Source organism: Pyxidicoccus sp. M15, from assembly GCF_056858435.1.
Map to the genome: position 1 here is coordinate 10,176,415 of NZ_CM166495.1, position 19,558 is coordinate 10,195,972.

At 71.6% G+C, this 19,558-nt stretch carries 5 protein-coding genes; 4 read left to right on the forward strand and 1 reads right to left on the reverse strand.

From position 1 onward, the window contains the following. Positions 1-4: 4 nt before the first annotated feature. On the reverse strand, positions 5-13,171 hold the full coding sequence (locus tag ACX9TP_RS37575; protein WP_482975477.1) for an amino acid adenylation domain-containing protein: 13,167 nt from the start codon (positions 13,169-13,171) through the stop codon (positions 5-7). 223 nt (positions 13,172-13,394) lie between these two features. Here ACX9TP_RS37575 and ACX9TP_RS37580 point away from each other — a divergent pair, with 223 nt between their 5' ends. From ACX9TP_RS37580 to ACX9TP_RS37595, 4 genes are all read left to right on the forward strand, one after another. Next, complete coding sequence (locus ACX9TP_RS37580) at positions 13,395-14,987, forward strand: MBL fold metallo-hydrolase (RefSeq protein WP_482975478.1); 1,593 nt, start codon at positions 13,395-13,397, stop codon at positions 14,985-14,987. A 42-nt stretch (positions 14,988-15,029) separates the two neighbouring features. Then, positions 15,030-16,361 (forward strand): glycosyltransferase, encoded by a 1,332-nt coding sequence (locus ACX9TP_RS37585; protein ID WP_482975479.1) that lies wholly within the window; start codon positions 15,030-15,032, stop codon positions 16,359-16,361. Between the two features lie 78 nt (positions 16,362-16,439). Then, entirely contained in the window at positions 16,440-18,185 is a 1,746-nt protein-coding gene (locus ACX9TP_RS37590) for an ABC transporter ATP-binding protein (protein WP_482975480.1), read from the forward strand. Positions 18,186-18,198: 13 nt separating this feature from the next. Beyond that, positions 18,199-19,533 carry a glycosyltransferase gene (locus ACX9TP_RS37595; protein ID WP_482975481.1) on the forward strand — a complete coding sequence of 445 codons (1,335 nt, stop codon included), beginning with the start codon at positions 18,199-18,201 and terminating at the stop codon, positions 19,531-19,533. The last annotated feature ends 25 nt before the right edge of the window (positions 19,534-19,558 follow it).

Below are 19,558 nucleotides of genomic sequence, written 5' to 3' on the forward strand. Positions count from 1 at the left end.
GATGTCATTCCTCGCGGGATGCCGGGGGCCCTGACGCAAGCAGGGCTTCAATGTCGCCGCCGGCGTCCTGCTCCAGCAGGGCCAGCAGTTGCTCCAGCTCTTCCGGGTCGGCCTGGGTGGATTGCGCCTGCACCAGGTGGACGGAAAGCCGGGCGATGCTTGGATTCTCGAAGAGCGCACTCAGCGGCAGCTCGACGCCGAGCTCGCTGCGAATGCGGGAGATGGTGCGGGTCGCGAGCAGGGAGTGGCCTCCCAGCTCGAAGAAGTCGTCGTGGATGCCGACACGCTCCACTCCAAGGATTTCGGACAGGATGCTCGCGAGCTGTCGCTCGACGTCACTGCGCGGCTCGACGTACGGCTGGTCGGAGGCGAGACGTGCTCCGGAGACATCCGGCAGCGCCTTGCGGTCCACCTTGCCGTTGGACGTCAGCGGCAGCGCCTCCAGCGACATGAACGCGGAGGGCACCATGTACTCGGGCAGACGGGTCTTGAGGCCGCGGCGGAGCTCGCTCACATCGAGGGACTCGGGGGTGTGGGCCACGACGTAGGCCACGAGGCGCTTGTCGCCCGCGCCCTGCCCCTTTGCCACCACCACCGCTTCCTTCACCGCCGGGTGCGCCCTCAGCGCTCCTTCCACTTCCCCCAGCTCGATTCGGAAGCCCCTCACCTTCACCTGCGTGTCCGCCCGACCCAGGAACTCCAGCACTCCGTCCGGCCGCCACCGCGCCATATCCCCCGTGCGGTACATCCGCTCTCCGCCCACCGTCCCGTGCGGGTCCGGCACGAAGCGCTCCGCCGTCTGCTCCGCGCTGCCGATGTACCCCCGCGCCACTCCCTCTCCCGCCGCGTACAGCTCTCCCGCCACTCCCACCGGCACCGGCTTCAGCGCCCCGTCCAGCACGTACACCCGCGTGTTGCCAATCGGCCGCCCAATCGCCACCACCTCTCCCACCTGCCCCGCCTCCGTCATCCGGTGGCAGCTGGTGAAGAGCGTGTTCTCCGTCGGGCCGTAGCAGGCCGTCACCGGCACTCCCAGCTCCTCCACCACCCGCTTCACGTGCGGCGCTGACACCACGTCCCCGCCCGTCAGCAGCTGGTGCAGCCCCCTCAATACCTCCACGTCCGCGTCCACCACCTGCGCGAAGAGTCCCGCCGTCAGGTGCAGCGTCGTCACCCCCTGCCCCTTCACCACCCTCTTCAGCTGCTCCACGTCTCCCACCGGCCCCGCCGGGTACACCACCAACCGGGCCCCATTCAGCAGGCTGCCCCATACCTCCAGCGTCGACGCGTCGAAGGACACGGGCGCAATCAGAAGCAGCGTCTCCTCAGGCCCCAGCCGCGCGTAGTTGGCTCCCTTCACCGTGCGCAGCACGCTGCGCTGCTCGGTGCCTACGCCCTTCGGCTTGCCCGTGCTTCCCGAGGTGAAGTCCACGTACGCCAGGTTGCGTCCGCCCACCCCACTGCGAGGCGCGTGCTTCGGCTGCTGGGCCAGCTGCGCCTGCACTTCCTCCAGCAGCACGCACTCCAGCCCCTCCACCGGCAGACGCTCCGCCAGCGCGCGCTTCGTCACCACCACGCGCGGCTTCGCCTCCTCCACCATCTGCTCCAGCCGCGCTCGCGGGTAGTCCACCTCCAGCGGCACGTACGCTCCGCCTGACTTGGCGATGGCCACCAGCGCCACCACCAACTCCACCGAGCGCTCCACGCACAGCCCCACCCGCTCCTCGGACCCCACTCCCTTGCCTCGCAGGTAGTGCGCCAGCTGGTTGGCTTTCTCCTCCAGCTGCCCGTACGTCAGCTTCTCTTCCCCACACTCCACCGCCACCGCGTCACGCCTCGCCGCCACCTGGCGCTCGAACTCCTCCGCGATGCTCGACTCGCGCGCGTACTCCTGCGCCGTCGCATTCCACGCCACCAACACCTGCTGGCGCTCCGCCTCCGTCAGCAGCGACACGTCTTCCAGGCGCGTGCCCGCGCTCGACACCAGCTCCAGCAGTGCCGCCTTCCACTGCTTCAGCAGCACGTCCATCCCGTGCTGTTCGAAGCGCGGCGTCTCGTACGCGAGCCGCATGCGCAGCTGATCGCCAGGGATGACCGACAGCGTGAGGGGATAGTTCGTCCGCTCACCGAGCCACACGTCCCGCACGTTCAGCCGGGTCGTCCTGCTCTTGATGGAGTCGTCGATGGGATAGTTCTCGAAGACCAGCAGGCTCTCGAAGAGCGGCTGACGGCGAGGGATATCGCTCCAGCCCTGCACCTGCACCAGCCCGCTCTGCTCGTGCTGCCGCTGTTCGGCCTGCTGCTTCTGCAGGCCCTTCAGCCACTCCGCCACGACTTCGGTTCCAGGCAGGCGCACCCGGACCGGCAGGGTATTGATGAAGAGGCCCACCATGCCTTCCACACCCTCGAGCTCCGAGGGACGACCCGCCACCGTCGCGCCGAAGACCACCGAGGACTCGCCCGCGTGGCGTCCCAGCACCAGCGCCCAGGCGCCCTGGGTCAGCGTGTTCACCGTGACCTGGTGGCGCTGCGCGAAGCCCTGCACCGCCGACGTTTCCTCCCTCGTCAGCTGCACATGCAGGTCCTGCTGCTCCTTGGCTCCCTTCTGGCCACGAGCCTCCAGCGGCAGTCGCGTCGCCGCACTCACACCCTGGAGCGCCTCGCGCCAGTACGACTCCGCCTTCTTCGAGTCCTGCTTCGCCAACCACCCGATGTACTCGCGATAGGCAGGGCGGGACTTGCCTCGCGACTGCGCGCCCGTCACCAGCGCTTCATAAGTGCCGAAGACCTCTTCCAGCACCAGGCCGAGGCTCCACCCATCCAGCAGCAGGTGGTGATGGCTCCAGATGAACCGCCACCCTGACTCGCCCAGCTTCATCACCGCCATGCGCATCAGCGGCGCCTTGCTCAGCGTGAAGCCCTGGCGGCTGTCCGTCTTCAGGTACTCGTCCAGCGCGCGCTGCTGCTGCTCGCGTCCGAGGCTGCTCCAGTCACGCTCCTCCCAGGGCAGCACCACCGCGCCGTGGACGAGCTGAAGTGGCTCCTCCAGCCCCTCCCAGACAAAGCCGGTGCGCAGTACCGGCAGTCGCTCCACCGCGCGCTCCCAGGCCGTCCTGAAGGCCGCGATGTCCAATCCGCTGCTCACCTCCCAGGTGAGCTGCTCCACGTACACGCCGCTGCCCGTCTCCAGCAGCGAGTGGAAGAGCAGGCCCTGCTGCAGCGGAGAGAGCGGATAGACGTCCTCCACGCCTTCGCCACGCCCCAGCACCTTCTCCAACTGCTCCCGGCTCGCCTTCACCAGCGGGAAGTCCGCCGCCGTCCACAGCCCCGCGTCCGCGTCCGCGCGCTGCTGCACCAGCCGCCGCAACTCCTTCGCGAAATGTCCCGCCAGCGCTTCCACGGTTTCGCGCCGGTGCAGGCCCTGGCTGTAGTCGATGGCCACTTCCAGCCGGCCGCCCACCACCAGCCCATTCACTCCCAGCACGTGCCCGCGCTTCTCGCCCGCCGCTTGCGCCGCTCCCGCCTTCTCCTTCGCCGGGGCAAACCGCCTCGACTGCGCTGCCACTCCGTCCACCTGGCCCAGGTAGTTGAAGACGACTTCCGCCTTGGGCAACGCGCCCAGCTTCCTCCGCGCCTCTTCACTGCCCAGGTACTTCAGCAGCCCGTACCCCAGGCCCTTGCCGGGCACTCGCCGCACTGACTCCTTCACCGCGCGCACCCACGCCCCCGCCGCCTCCTGCGCGGGCGCTTCCACCACCACCGGGTAGAGGCTGGTGAACCACCCCACCGTGCGCGACACGTCCAGCCCGACTTCCTCTTCGCGCCCGTGCCCTTCCAGCTCCACGCGCAGACTCTGCGCGGCCTTCGCGCCGCGCGCCTCGCTCCACTTCGCCAGTGCCGCCATCAGCGCGGCCAGCAGCACCTCGTCCACGCGGGCGCGGTAGGCCCCGGGCACTTCTCTCAAGAGCGCGCCCGTCTCCTCGCGGCTCAGCTCCAGCCGCACCTCTCCCTCCAGCCCCGTCTCATTCCTCCCGCCCGCCTCGTCCACCGGCAGCCCCGCCACCGGCTTCGCCCCCTGCTCCTCCCAGTACCCAACCTCCCCTTCCACCTGCCCCGCGTACTCCCCCAGCTTCTTCGCCCACTGCTGGTACGAGGCCGTCTTCGGCCCCAGCTCCACTTCTTCTCCCCGGCTGGCCTGCTCGCACGCCCTCTCCACGTCCTCCACCACCACCCGCCACGACACCCCGTCCACCACCAAGTGGTGCACCACCACCAGCAGTCGCCTCCCCGCCTCTCCCAGCTCGAAGAGCACCGCCCTCACCAGCAGACCCTTCTCCAGCTCCAGGCCCCCCTGCACTCCCGTCGCCACCCGCTCCAGCTCCGCGGCCCTTGCCCCTGCTTCCACTCCGCGCAGGTCCACCTGCTCCAGCTTCAGGCTCCCCGCCTCCTCCACCCCGGCGTTGCGCTGACGCCACTCACCGCCTACCCGCTCGAAGCGCATCCGCAGTGCGTCGTGGTGCTTCACCACCGCGCCCAGCGCCTTCTCCAGCGCCGACGCTTCCGTCCCCTTCGTCACCTCCAACATCAGGGACTGATTGAAGTGGTGAGCCTTGTTCCGGTGCTGCGCGAAGAAGTCCCGCTGGATGGGCGTCAGGTCGACCGGTCCTTCCACCGGGCCCTGCTGCGCCACGGCCACCGCCGCCTTCGCCACCTGCGCCAACTCCTCCACCGTCTGCCGCTGGAAGAGCTGCCTCGGAGCAATCTCCAGCCCTGCTCTGCGCGCTCTCGAAACCACCTGGAGCGTGAGGATGGAGTCGCCACCCAGCTCGAAGAAGTTGTCCTGCACGCCGACCCGGTCGAGCCCCAGCACCTGCGCCCAGACCTCCGCCAGCGACTTCTCCGCCTCCGTGCGCGGCGCCACGTACTCGCGCGCCAGCTCGGGACGCACGCCCTCCGGCTCCGGCAGCGCCTTGCGGTCCACCTTGCCGTTGGACGTTAGCGGCAGCGCCTCCAGCGCTACGAATACCGCTGGCACCATGTACTCGGGCAACCTCGACTTCATGCCCTGACGCAGCTCGCTCACGTCCAGTGAGTCGGAGCCGTGACCGACGACATAGGCCACGAGGCGCTTGTCGCCCGCGCCCTGCCCCTTCGCCACCACCACCGCTTCCTTCACCGCCGGGTGCGCCCTCAGCGCTCCTTCCACCTCCCCCAGCTCGATTCGGAAGCCCCTCACCTTCACCTGCGTGTCCGCCCGGCCCAGGAACTCCAGCACCCCGTCCGGACGCCACCGCGCCATATCCCCCGTGCGGTACATCCGCTCCCCAGCCACCGCACCATGCGGGTCCGGTACGAAGCGCTCCGCCGTCTGCTCCGCGCTGCCGATGTACCCCCGCGCCACTCCCTCTCCCGCCGCGTACAGCTCTCCCGCCACTCCCACCGGCACCGGCTTCAGCGCCCCGTCCAGCACGTACACCCGCGTGTTGCCAATCGGCCGCCCAATCGCCACCACCTCTCCCACCTGCCCCGCCTCCGTCATCCGGTGGCAGCTGGTGAAGAGCGTGTTTTCCGTCGGGCCGTAGCACGCCGTCACCGGCACTCCCAGCTCCTCCACCACCCGCTTCACGTGCGGCGCTGACACCACGTCCCCGCCCGTCAGCAGCTGGTGCAGTCCCCTCAAAACCTCCACGTCCGCGTCCACCACCTGCGCGAAGAGTCCCGCCGTCAGGTGCAGCGTCGTCACCCCCTGCCCCTTCACCACCTTCTTCAGCTGCTCCACGTCTCCCACCGGCCCCGCCGGGTACACCACCAGCCGGGCCCCGTTCAGCAGGCTGCCCCATACCTCCAGCGTCGACGCGTCGAAGGAGACGGGCGCAATCAGCAGCAGCGTCTCCTCAGGCCCCAGCCGCGCGTAGTTGGGCCCCTTCACCGTGCGCAGCACGCTGCGCTGCTCCGTCCCTACGCCCTTCGGCTTGCCCGTGCTTCCTGAGGTGAAGTCCACGTACGCCAGGTTGCGTCCGCCCACCCCACTGCGAGGCGCCTGCTTCGGCTGCTGGGCCAGCTGCTCCGCCACCTCCTCCAGCAGCACGCACTCCAGCCCCTCCACCGGCAGTCGCGCCGCCAGCGCGCGCTTCGTCACCACCACGCGCGGCTTCGCCTCCTCCACCATCTGCTCCAGCCGCGCTCGCGGGTAGTCCACCTCCAGCGGCACGTACGCCCCGCCAGACTTGGCGATGGCCACCAGCGCCACCACCAACTCCACCGAGCGTTCCACGCACAGCCCCACCCGCTCCTCGGGCCCCACTCCCTTGCCTCGCAGGTAGTGCGCCAGCTGGTTGGCTTTCTCCTCCAGCTGCCCGTACGTCAGCTTCTCTTCCCCACACTCCACCGCCACCGCGTCACGCCTCGCCGCCACCTGACGCTCGAACTCCTCGGCAATGCTCGACTCGCGCGCGTACTCCTGCGCCGTCGCGTTCCACTCCACCAACACCTGCTGGCGCTCCGCCTCCATCAGCAGCGGCAGCTCCAACAGCCGCCGCTCCGGCTCCGCGACCGCGGACTCCAGCAGCACGCGCAGATGACCCAGCATCCGCCGCACCGTCGCCTCCTCGAAGAGGTCGGTGCTGTACTCCAGCGTCCCCTGGAATCCCTCCGCCGTGTCCGCGAGCGAGAGGGTGAAATCAAATCGTGACGTGCCGACGTCCACGTCCTTCAGGCGCGCGCTCAGACCCGGCAGATTCAGCTCGGCCTGCAGGTCCTGCTGGAGGACGAGCATCACCTGGAACAGCGGCGAGTACCCCAGTCGCCGCTCGGGCTGGAGCGCCTGCACCAGCCGCTCGAAAGGCACGTGCTGGTGCGCGAACGCGCCCAGCGTCACCTCCCGCACGCGCCCCAGCAGCGCCCGGAACGACTCCCCGTCCTCCAGCTTCGTGCGCAGCACCAGCGTGTTGATGAACACGCCAATCAACTCCTCCACCTCCGTGCCATGACGACCCGCCACTGGCGTGCCCACGCTCACGTCCGGCTGTCCGGAGTACCTCGACAGCAGCACCTGGAGCCCCGCCAGCAACACCATGAAGGGCGTCACGCCCTCGGCGCGGCTCAGCGCCTTCAGCGCTCCGGAGAGCTCACGGGGCAGGTGCACCGGCAGCAGCGCGCCTCGGAAGCCCTGCACCGTCGGGCGCGGCCGGTCCGTTGGCAGCTCCAGCACCGGCGGTGCCCCCGCGAGCTGCTCGCGCCACCAGGAAAGCTGCGCGTCCAGGACCTCGCCCCGCAGCCACTCCCGCTGCCACAGCACATGGTCCGCGTACTGCACGGGCAGGGCCGGCAGCACGGGCGCGCGACCCTCGACGCGCGCGCCATAGACCTGCACCGCCTCGCGCACCAGCACCCGCAGCGACCAGCCGTCCGAGACGATGTGGTGCATCGTCAGCAGCAACACGTGCTCACGCTCGCCGAGCCGCAGCAGCGTGGCCCGCAGCAGCGGCCCTCGCGTGAGCTCGAAGGGACGCCGCGCCTCCTCGCGAGACCACCGGAGCGCCTCGGCCTCACGCGCGGACGCATCCACCCCCTTCAGCTCGATGACCTCCAGCAGCGGACCGGACGTCACCGGCGAGACGACCTGGACGGGACCGACCTCCGCCTCACGGAAGGTCGTCCGGAGCGACGCGTGCCGGCGGAGGACCTCGCGGAGCCCCTCCTCGAGCGCGGCCACCTCCAGCCGGCCCTCCAGCCACACGGCTCCGGAGACGTTATACGCCGGGTTGCCCGGCTCCATCCGGTCCAGGAACCACAGCCGCTGCTGCGCGAAGGAGAGCGGCGCCGGGCCCTCGCTGTGGACGGGCCGAACCGGCGGGACGGAGTCCGCGGCGCCCCGTGCCACGGACTGGAGCTGCTCCACCAGACGGGCCACCGTCGGGGCCGAGAACACGTCCCGCAGCGGCACCTCCACGCCCAGGGACGCGCGCAGCGCCGACACCAGCCGGGCCGCCAGCAGCGAGTGCCCTCCCAGCTCGAAGAAGTCATCGTGCAGGCCCACCCGCTCCACCTGGAGCAGGCGCGCCCACAGCCCCGCCACCAGCTCCTCGGTGGGCGTGCGCGGCGCGACGAAGGCCTCGCGGCGCGGCTCCAGCGAGCGGCCCTCCGGCGCGGGCAGCGCCTTGCGGTCCACCTTCCCGTTGGGCGTGAGCGGCAGCGCCGGCAGGACCACGAAGGCCGACGGCACCATGTACTCCGGCAGCCCCCGCCGCAGGTGCTCTCGCAGCGCGCCCACATCCAGCGCCTGCCCCGGGCGAGGCACGGCATATGCCACCAGGCGCTTGTCGCCGGGCACGTCCTCGCGAGCCGCCACCACCGCGGCCTGGACGTCCGGGTGCCGCGCGAGCACGGCCTCCACCTCGCCCGGCTCGATGCGGAAGCCCCGCACCTTCACCTGGAAGTCCGCGCGGCCGAGGAACTCCACCGTCCCGTCCGACTTCCAGCGCGCCAGGTCTCCCGTCCGGTACAGCCTCGCCCCCGCCCGCCCGCTGAACGGGTCCGGCACGAAGCGCTCCGCCGTCAGCTCCGGACGGCCCCTGTAGCCGCGCACCACGCCCGCGCCGCCGATGTACAGCTCCCCCGCCACCCCCGCCGGCACCGGCCCCAGGTGCGCGTCCAGCACGTACAGCTCCGTGTTGGCGATGGGCCGCCCGATGGACACCGGCGACTCGGCCGGCCCCACCGTGTGCGTGGAGGACCAGACCGTCGTCTCCGTCGGGCCGTACATGTTGAGCAGCCGCCGGGGCAGCCGCCGCTCCAGTGACGCCGCCAGCGCGGGCGGGAGGGCCTCACCGCCCACCATCAGGCAGCGCAGCGCACCCAGCACGTCCTCCGCGCCGGGCTCCAGCAGCAGCGCCTGCGCCAGCGACGGCGTGCCCTGCAGGTGCGTCACCCCGTGCGCGCGCAGCCCCGCCAGCACCGCGGCCGCGCCCACCTCGTCACCGTGCACCACCACCTGGAAGCCGCGCGCCAGCGTCCACAGCAGCTCCAGCACGGAGATGTCGAAGGAGATGCTGGTGACGGCCAGCCACACCGGCCGGGGCCCCACGGGCACGCGCTCGTCCATGCCGGCGAAGAAGCTGGCCACGTTGCGCTGCAGCACCTGCACGCCCTTGGGACGCCCCGTGCTGCCCGACGTGTAGAGCACGTAGGCCAGGTGCTCCGGGCCCGCACCCTCTCCGGGCCCCTGCTCGGCCACGTCCGCGCGCGTCTCGGGCGCGTCCAGCAACACCGTGCGCACGTCCCCGGTGGACAGGGTGCCGGCCAGCGACGCCTGCGTCAGCAGCAGCCGCGCCCCCGAGTCCTCCAGCATGTACGCCAGGCGCTCCGCGGGGTAGCCGGGGTCCAGCGGCAGGTACGCGCCACCGGCCTTCAGGATGCCCAGCATTCCCACCACCAGCTCCACCGAGCGTCGCGCGCACAGGCCCACCACCGTCTCGGGCCCCACGCCCAGCCCGCGCAGCCGCAGCGCCAGCGCGTTGGCCCGCTGGTGCAGCGCCGCGTACGTGAGCCGCTCCCCACCACACACCAGCGCCACCGCGTCCGGAGTGCGCGCCGCCTGCGCCTCCAGCAGCGCCGCGAGCCCCGCCTCCTCGTACGGCCGGCCGGTGGCGTTCCACTCCACCAGCACGCGCCGCCGCTCCTCCTCCGGCAGCAGGGGCAGCCGGGACAGCGTCCGCGAGGGCTGCGCCACGGCGCCCTCCAGCAGCGTCGCCAGGCTCGCCATCAGTCGCGCGGCGGTGGGGGCCTGGAAGAGGTCGGTGCTGTACTCCAGCGTCCCCTCCAGCCCGTCCCGCACCTGGTGCAGCGACAGCGTCAGGTCGTACTGCGACGTGCCGGTGTCCACGTCCTCCAGGCGGGACTCCAGGCCGGGCAGTGCGGGCGCCGCCGCCGACACGGGCTGCAGGATGAGCATGGCCTGGAACAGCGGCGCGTGGCTCCGCGAGCGGGCGGGCTGCAGCGCCTGCACGAGCAGCTCGAAGGGGACGTCCTGGTGGGCGTACGCCCCCAGCGTCACCTCCCGCACCCGCGCCAGCAGCTCCCGGAAGGTCAGCCGCCCCTCCACGCGCGTGCGCAGCACCAGCGTGTTGATGAACACGCCGACCAACCCCTCCAGCTCCGAGCGCTGCCGGCCCGACACCGGCGTGCCCACGCACACGTCCTCCTGTCCGGAGTACCGGTGCAGCACCGTCTGGAAGGCCGCCAGCAGCACCATGAAGGGCGTCACGCCCTCGCGCGCGGCCAGCTCGCGCACGGCCCGGGTGAGCTCCGCGGGCAGGCGCACGGGCAGCTTCGCGCCCCGGTAGGACTGCACCGGCGGACGCGGGGCGTCCCCCAGCAGCTCCAGCACGGGCGGAGCCCCCGCGAGCTGCTGGCGCCACCACGCGAGCTGCGACTCCAGCACCTCGCCCTTCAGCCACTCGCGCTGCCACCGCGCGAAGTCCACGTACCGCACCGCCAGCGCCGGCAGCGCGGCGTCCCGGCCCTCGCGCAGCGCCGCGTAGAGCGCCGCCACCTCGCGCACGAGCACGCCCATGGACCAGCCGTCGGCCACGAGGTGGTGCACCACCACCAGCAGCACGTGCTCCCGCGCGTCCGTGCGCACCAGCAGCGCGCGCAGCAGGTCCCCCGCCAGGTCAAAAGGGCGGCGCGCCTCCTCCCCCAGGCGCCGGTGCAGCTCCGTCTCGCGCAGCGCCGCGGGCACGTCCGACAGGTCCACCCGGGACAGCGCCACGTCCATGGCGGGAAGGGCGCGCTGCACGGGCACGCCGTCCTGCTCGGCCACCGTGGTGCGCAGGGCCTCGTGGCGCCCCGTCAGCTCGCCCAGCGCGCGCTCCAGGGCCGTCACGTCCAGCTCGCCGGAGAGGCGCACCGCCGCGGGGATGTGGTGCAGCGGGCTGCCCGGCTCCAGCTGGTGCAGGAACCACAGGCGCTGCTGCGCGAAGGACAGCGGCACCGCCCCGTCGTCCGGACCGCGGGTGAGCGCCACGCGCGCGCTCCCGTCGCGCTTCGCGAGGATGCGCTGGGCCAGCTCGGAGAGGCTGGGCCCCTGCAGCAGCACCTCCATGGGCAGCGCCACGCCCAGCCCCGTCTCCACCTCGTTCGCGAGCTCGACGGCGGCCAGCGAGTCCAGCCCGTAGCGGGTGATGGGCTCCTCCAGCCGGAGCTCCTCGGGACGCAGGTGCAGCCGCGCCGCCAGCCGCGAGACGAGCCACGCCTGCACCGCCTCCAGCCGCGTCGGCGCGCCGGACTCGCCCGCGGCGCGCACCGTCCCGCTTCCCGCCCCGGTGGCCGGAGATGGTCCCCCCGTGGGGCCGCTGGAGGAAGGACCGTCCGAGCCGGGCCCACCACCGGAAGGGCCCCCGTCGGTGGGGCCGCCCTCCTCCTCCCACGCCAGCACCACGCGCAGCTCACCCGCCAGCCAGGCGGCCTGCGTGGCGCGGCGCTGCACCTTGCCGCTGGACGTCTTGGGCAGGCTCCCCGGCTCGATGAGCACCACCGCGTGGGGCCGCACCTCGTGCCCCTCGGCCAGACGCTGGCGGATGGCGCCCAGCGCCAGCTCACCCGCCTCCAGCTGCTGGCGCAGGTTCGAGTAGCGGCGCAGGTCGACCTCCTGCACGACGACGAGCCGCTCCTGCCCGCCCACCTCCGCCGCGAAGGCCGCGCCCCCGCCCGGCCGCAGCGCCGGGTGGCTCCCCTCCATGGTGAGCTCGAGGTCCTGCGGGTAGTGGTTGCGCCCGCGCAGGATGATGAGGTCCTTGAGGCGCCCCGTGACGAACAGCTCCCCGCTCGCGTCGACGAAGCCCAGGTCTCCGGTGCGCAGGAACGGCCCGTGCCCGTCCACCAGCTTCCCCTGGAAGGCCGCCTCGGATTCCCCGGGCCGCTGCCAGTAGCCCTGCGCGATGCTCGGCCCCGCCACCCAGACCTCGCCCACCGCACCCACCGGGCAGGGCTCGCGCAGCTCGGGGTGCACCACCCGCAGCGTCTGATCCTCCAGCACCGTGCCGCAGCCCACCAGCGTGCGCGCCACCGTGCCCGGACGCGGCGGCTCGGCACGCCCCAGCTCCAGCGCCTCCCGGTCCAGCTCCCGCAGCACCGGCGCCTGGCCCTTCGTCGCGCCCGTGGCGATGAGCGTCCCTTCCGCCAGGCCGTAGCACGTGTAGAGCGACTCCCGGCGGAAGCCGCTCGGCCCGAAGGCCTCCACGAAGCGGTCCAACGTCTCCGCGCGAATCGGCTCCGCGCCGCAGAAGGCCACCTCCCAGCGGCTCAGGTCCAGCTGCTGGCGCTGCGCCTCCGACACCTTCCGCACGCACAGGTCGAAGGCGAAGTTGGGCCCGCCGCTGATGGTGCCTCCCGTGCGCGACAGCACCTCCAGCCACCGGAAGGGGTTCTTCAGGAACGTCAGCGGCGACATCAGCGTGCACGGGAAGCGCGCGTACAGCGGCTGGAGGATGCCGCCGATGAGCCCCATGTCGTGGTAGGGCGGCAGCCAGATGACACCCACACTGTCGTCCCGCACGCCGAAGGCCGAGGAGATGAGCCCCAGGTTGTGCAGCAGGTTGCGGTGGCTCAGCATCACCCCCTTCGGGGTGCCCGTGGAGCCGGAGGTGTACTGGAGGAACGCCAGCGACTCCGCGTCATGCTCCGGCCTGCGCCACGCTCCTTCCGCGCCCTCGGGCAGCTCGTCCGTCGCCACCCACCGCAGCGCGGCCAGCTCCGGCGCGAGCTCGAAGAGGGCCTCCTTCATCGACAGCACGAAGGACGTGGTGAGCACCACCGTCGCCCGCGCGTCCTGGATGATCGCCCGCAGCCGCGGCAGCGTCCGCTCCAGCCGCATCGGGTCGGGTGGGTACGCCGGCACCGCCACCAGGCCCGCATACAGACAGCCGAAGAAGCCCGCCACGTACTCCAGCCCGGGCGGATACAGCAGCACCGCGCGCTCACCCGGCCCGGCGGACTCCTGGAGCGCAGCGCCAATGCGCCGCGCTCGCGCATCCAGCCCGTGGTACGTCAGCTCCGCGTCCGGCCCGTCCTCCTCCACGAAGCTGTAGAGACGCTCCTCCGGCTGCTCCCCGACCCGCGATAGCAACACGTCAACCAACGTCCCGGAACGCGGGGCAAGACCGGCAGCCATTACAGTCCTCGAAGGGCAAACCATTCTCGCCAGGAGTCCTTGCTTGGCAGAGACGGTCAGTAATGCCCTGAATACAAATTTTGCGGGGGTGACACCTATACAATTTCATTGCCTGTGGCAAACTGCGCCGCGCCTGCGGCCAGAAGAGTCAGCCCCGACTCGCAACCGTGAGCCCGAACGGCCCTCCATTGCTGGGGGGGCGCGTTCCACCGAGGACCGAGGGATGTCTCAGCCAGCGCTGTATCTGAAGCAGAACGTCGTCACCGAACCGCTCTACAATCAGTGGTACGCGTGGTGGTTTCTCGCGTCGCCCATGACGGCGCCGCTCTTCGTCGCGAACCTCCATGTGAAGATCATGGAGTCCTTCGTGGCCAACCCTGCCATCCACGTGGCGGCGTTGAAGAGCCCGGCCCTGCGGGGTGGTCCCTACCTCAACTACGGGGTGGACCGGGTGGCCGAGGTGAAGGCGCTGCTGGAGCGCACACTCTCGGAGGAGGCGCTGTCAATCCAGTACGCGAAGGCCATGGTGGAGCTGGACAAGCTGCTGGCCACCGCGGAGGGCTACTCGCTGGAGGACCTGTACCCGCGCGTTCCGGATCTGCTGCGCGGCTACGTGGAGCTGACGTACGACCTGAACAACCGGGCCACGCCGCGCTTCTTCGAGCCACTGCTCTACCGCAGCCCGTTCCACCGGGAGTCCTCGCAGAGCCTGTCCATGCGTCTCATCCACAAGGACGCGCGGCCGTATGTCTTCAGCACGCCGCGGCTGGACACGGCGGACGGCAGCCTCCAGGTGAAGATTCCCTACCGTCACGAGGCCATTGACCGGCTCTTCGCCATGCGGCGCACGCCGGCGGCGGTAGAGCCGGTGCGCGAGGCGCTGGGCATCGACGCGAAGGACCAGGACACCTTCGCCGCCTTCTTCACCGAAGAGCCTCCACGCCCGGCGCCCCGATATGACGGTGACGGGGTGCGTGTGCGCTACTTCGGCCACGCGTGCGTGCTCATCGAGTCGCGCCACGTCAGCATCCTCACGGACCCCGTGGTCAGCTACGACTTCCCCACGGACATGCCGCGCTACACCTTCGCGGACCTGCCGGAGCACATCGACTACGTCCTCATCACCCACGGCCACGCCGACCACCTGATGTTCGAGCCGCTGCTGCAATTGCGGCACCGCATTGGCACCGTCGTCGTGCCGGCGGCGGGCGGCGGCGGGCTGGCGGACCCGTCCCTCAAGCTGATGCTCAAGCACGCGGGCTTCCGCAACGTCGTCGCCCTGGCGGAGCTGGAGTCCCTGCCGCTGCAGGGCGGCGAGCTCATGGGCCTGCCCTTCATCGGTGAGCACGGCGACCTGGACATCCAGGCCAAGCTGGCCCACCTGGTGAAGCTGGAGGGCAAGTCGCTGCTGATGGCGGCGGACTCCAACGCGCTCGAGCCGCGCCTGTACGAGCACGTCCACCGCGAGGTGGGGCACATCGACATGATGTGGCTGGGCATGGAGTCCGAGGGTGGGCCGCTGAGCTGGATGTATGGCCCGCTCCTGCCGGCCCCCATGCAGCGGAAGATGGACCAGTCGCGGCGGCTCAACGGCTCCAACGCCGTGCGCGCCATCGAAATCGTCCAGCGGCTGAAGCCCGGGCAGGTCTACATCTACGCCATGGGCCGCGAGCCGTGGCTGGGGCACGTCATGGTGATGGGCTACCACGAGAACTCGCCCCAGCTCGTCGAGTCCCGCAAGCTCCTGGCGTACTGCGCCGAGAAGGGCATTCGCGCGGACATGCCCTACGGGCAGGCCGAGTACTTCCTGCGCTGACTCCTCCGCGGCCCGGGCCGCGGCACCTTCCCGAGGTTCCCCATGCAGAGCCACCCGCCCTCCACGCCGTCAGGCGGCCGGGCCACCTTCCTGATGATTACGCCCGGTGGTGAAGGCCAGATGAAGGGCCACCTGACGCGCGTGCTGGACCTGGCCCAGGGTCTGGTGTCCCGGGGCCACCGCGTGCTGGTCTTCACGGAGGCGGCCGTCCCGGGAGAGGTGGAGGCGTCGGGGGCGGAGCTGGTGGCGGCCAGGAGCTACCGGGGCATCCGGGACCGGCTGGAGGAGGCGCGCAAGACGATTCCCTCCTGGATGCGCATCTCGCTGCTGGCGCGCAGGGCCTACTGGTACGTGTGCTACCGCCGCGCGGTGCTGGCCAGCGCGGAGGCCTACTTCCAGGAGCTGGAGCCGCTGCTGCGCCAGGAGCAGGTGGACTGCGTGGTGTACGACTACTTCGCGTTCGGCGCGGGGTACGCGGCGGAGAAGCTGGGCATCCCCGCCATCAGCACCGGCAACCTGGGGAGCGTCATCGACGCGGACGGGCTGCCCATGCTGCTGCGGGCCTCGCCGCCCGGCCAGCTGGCGCGCCGCCTGCCCCGGCTGACGCACACGCTGGTGGATGCGTTCCTCCCCCTGCGGCGGACGCGGGAGAAGCTGGGCCTTGCCCCGCGCCCGTCGAAGCACGCCGAGTTCTTCCAGACCATGGGCTCCAGCCAGCTGCACCTCGCCATGGTCCCCGGCAACCTGCTGGACGGCATCCCCCGCCGCGAGCACCAGCTCTACGCGGGGACCATCGCCTTCGACGGTGCATCCAAGGCGAAGGCGGAGGCGTTCGGCGCCATCGACCCCGGCACCCTCCTGGTCAGCACCACCAGCGTGGGACAGGACGGCGGGCTGATGCGCAAGGTGCTGGAGGCGCTGGCCCCCATGGGGCGCCCGGTGCTGGCCACCACGGCCGGCGCCCGCGACGTGCCCACGAATCTGGGCCCCCACATCCGCACCGAGGCCTACGTGCCCCACGAGCAGGTGTTCCCCCACGTGTCGGCCCTGGTGACGCACGGCGGCTGGGGCGCGGTGGGCCGGGCGCTGCGCCACGGCGTGCCCATGCTCATCATCCCCCTCTTCGCCGACCAGCCGCTCAACGCGACGGTGCTGGAGCAGCAGGGGCTCGCGTACCACCTGCCGCTGCACCAGGCCACGCCGGAGGCCATCCGCGCCCGCGTCCAGGCCCTGCTGGAGGACCAGGTCCTCCACGCGCGCGTGAAGAAGGTCTCCGAGGAGCTGAAGGCGATGCGCCGGGACAACGTGGCCCTCGACACCCTGGAGCGGCTCGCGCACGAGACTCGCGGGCGCCGGCAGGCCGCGGCGGCCTGAGCCGGCCGTCCCCCGAAACGATTCGACACTCCGGCGCAGGCCGCGAGCGTCCGCCGCACCTCCTTCGTCCGACTGCCCATGCCCACTGACGACAACCGAGTCACCGTGCGCCGCATCCTCAGCCTGGCCCGCCCCGAGGCGCGCCGGCTCGCGGTGGGCATCGTCTTCCTGATGATTGGCAGCGCGCTGTCGCTGGCCTTCCCGCAGGTCATCCGCCTCATCATCGACGAGGCGCTGGGCGCCAGGGACCAGCGCCTCATCGACGAGGCCACCCTCTGGATGACGGTCATCTTCGCGCTCCAGGCCGTGGCGCACGCGCTGCGCTACTACTTCTTCACCAGTGCGGGCGAGCGCGTGGTGATACGGCTGCGCGAGCAGCTCTTCTCCAACCTCGTGTCCCAGGAGGTGGCCTTCTTCGACCAGAGCAAGACGGGGGAGCTCGTCAGCCGGCTGGGCGCGGACTCGGCGGTGCTGCAGCACACGGTGAGCGGCAACATCGCCATGGCGCTGCGCAGCGGGGCGCAGGTGATTGGCGGCCTCGCGCTGCTCTTCTACACCTCGCCCACCCTCACGCTGCTGATGCTCCTCGTGGTGCCTCCGGTGGTGGTGGTGGGCGTCGTGTATGGCCGGCGCATGCGGTTGACGTCGCGGAGGGTGAACGACGCGCTGGCCGCCTCCAACGGGGTGGCCGAGGAAATCTTCGTCGGCATCCGCACCGTGCGCTCCTTCGCCGCCGAGCGCCACGAGGTGGTCCGCTACCGGGGCGCCATCGAGGATGCGGCCGCGCTGGCCCGCCAGCGCTCCCGGCTGTCCGCCTTCTTCATCGCCGGCACCTCCTTCAGCGGGTTCGCCGCCGGCTCCATCGTGCTCTGGTACGGCAGCCGGCTGATGCTGCGCGGGGACATGACGGTGGGCGACCTCACGTCCTTCCTCGTCTACACCACCCTGGTCTCCCTGTCGGTGAGCGGGCTGACGGACCTGTGGGCGGACTTCATGCGCGCGTCCGGCAGCGCGGAGCGCGTCTTCGAGATGCTCGACCGCCAGCCCGAGATGCCCATCTCCGGAGGGGAGCGCATCCCGGGCCTCCAGGGCCAGCTCGACTTCCAGGGGGTGCACTTCTCCTATCCCACGCGGCCGGACGCGCCCGTGCTCCAGGGGGTGGACCTGTCGGTTCAGCCCGGCGAGGTGGTGGCCATCGTCGGCCCCTCGGGCGCGGGCAAGTCCACCATCGCCAGCCTGCTGGCGCGCATGTACGACCCGCAGGGCGGGCGGCTGATGCTGGACGGTAGGGACTTGCGCGCGCTGGACCCGGAGTGGCTGCGCCAGCAGGTGGGCGTGGTGGCGCAGGAGCCCATGCTCTTCTCCGGCTCCATCTTCGACAACATCCGCTACGGGCGCATGGACGCCACCAAGGCGGAGGTGGAGGCCGCGGCCCGCACCGCCAACGCCGCTGACTTCATCGCCCGCTTCCCGGACGGCTACGGCACGCTGGTGGGCGAGCGCGGGGTGCAGCTGTCCGGCGGCCAGAAGCAGCGCGTGGCCATTGCCCGCGCCGTGCTGAAGAACCCGCGCCTGCTCATCCTCGACGAGGCCACCAGCGCGCTCGACTCGGAGAGCGAGCACCTGGTGAAGGAAGCGCTGGAGCGCCTGATGAAGGGCCGCACCACCCTCATCATCGCCCACCGCCTGTCCACCGTGGCCAACGCGGACCGCGTGTTCGTGCTGGAAGGCGGACAGGTGGTGCAGAGCGGCGACCACGCCTCCCTCATGGAGCAGGGGGGCCTGTATCGCCGGCTGGTGGAGCGGCAGTTCGTGGCAGCCTGAGAGGACACAGCCCATGTCGACGACAGCGCCTTCCCTTCCCTCCTCCGGCCGGTCCACGTTCCTGCTGGTGGCGCCCAACGCGGGCAACGCCCTGAAGGGCCACCTGCTGAACCTGCTGGACCTCGCCTGGGAGCTCACGCGGCGGGGACACCGCGTCCTGGTGCACACGCCGGAGGCGTCCCGCGCCCTGGTGGAAGCCGCGGGGGCGGAGCTCCTCTCCTCGCAGGGCTTCCGCGAGGTGGGCGCCCGGCTGGACCAGACCTCGAAGTCGGCGCCGCGCTGGGCCCGCGGTGGGCCGTTGGGCGCGCTGTACAGCGGCGTGCACCTGCGCCGCCACCTGGACGAGAGCGCCGCGGAGCTCGCGGGGCTGCTGGAGCCCATCCTGCGCCGCGAGCAGGTGGACTGCATGGTGTACGACTTCTTCGCCCTGGGCGCGAGCTACGCGGCGGAGCGGGTGGGCATCCCCGCCGTCAGCACCGGCAACCTGGGGAACGCCGTGACGACGACGGGCTTCCCGCTGGCCCTGGTGATGGCGGGGCGCGGCTGGAAGCAGCGGCTCCACCGGCTCCCGCTGCGGCTGGGGCATGCCCTGGTGGACGCGGTGGTGCCCCTGCGGCGGACGCGGGCGCGGCTGGGGCTGCCCCCCCGCCCGGTGAAGCACGCGGAGCTCTTCCAGGTCATGGCGTCCCCGCAGCTCAACCTCATCCCCAGCCAGCCCGGCTGCCTCGCCGGAATCCCGCTGCGGGAGCATCAGCTGTTCTCGGGCCCCAACGTCTTCGACGGGGACCCCGCCCCCACCGAGGCCCCGCCGGCCGTCGAGCCCGGCACCGTGCTGGTCAGCACCACCACCGTGGGCCGGGACCGGGGCCTGCTGCGCAAGGTGCTGGAGGCGCTGGCCCCGCTGAAGCGGCCCGTGCTCGCCACCGCGGCCGCCGCCCGCGACGTGCCCGAGGGAATGCCCCCGCACATCCGCATCGAGCGCTTCGTGCCCCACGAGCAGGTGCTGCCCCAGGTCTCCGCCCTGGTGACGCACGGAGGCTGGGGCGCGGTGGGCCGGGCACTGCGCCACGGCGTGCCCATGCTCATCATCCCCCTCTTCGCCGACCAGCCGCTCAACGCCCTGCTGCTGGAGAAGCAGGGCCTCGCCTATCGACTGCCGCTGCACCAGGCGACGCCGGAGGCCATCCGCGCCCGCGTCCAGGCCCTGCTGGAGGACCAGGTGCTGCGCTCGCGGCTGAAGAAGACCTCGGAGGAGCTCAAGGCCCTGCGCCAGGACAACGAGGCCCTCGACACCCTGGAGCGGCTCGCGCGCGAAGCCCGGGAGCGCCGGACGGCGGCGGCGGCCTGAGCCCCGCTTCCCGCTCCGGCCCGGC

Coding starts and splice junctions, on each gene's coding strand:
- ACX9TP_RS37595 (WP_482975481.1), top strand. CDS start 18,199: ATGTCGACGACAGCGCCTTCCCTTCCCTCCTCCGGCCGGTCCACGTTC.
- ACX9TP_RS37590 (WP_482975480.1), top strand. CDS start 16,440: ATGCCCACTGACGACAACCGAGTCACCGTGCGCCGCATCCTCAGCCTG.
- ACX9TP_RS37580 (WP_482975478.1), top strand. CDS start 13,395: ATGTCTCAGCCAGCGCTGTATCTGAAGCAGAACGTCGTCACCGAACCG.
- ACX9TP_RS37585 (WP_482975479.1), top strand. CDS start 15,030: ATGCAGAGCCACCCGCCCTCCACGCCGTCAGGCGGCCGGGCCACCTTC.
- ACX9TP_RS37575 (WP_482975477.1), bottom strand. CDS start 13,171: ATGGCTGCCGGTCTTGCCCCGCGTTCCGGGACGTTGGTTGACGTGTTG.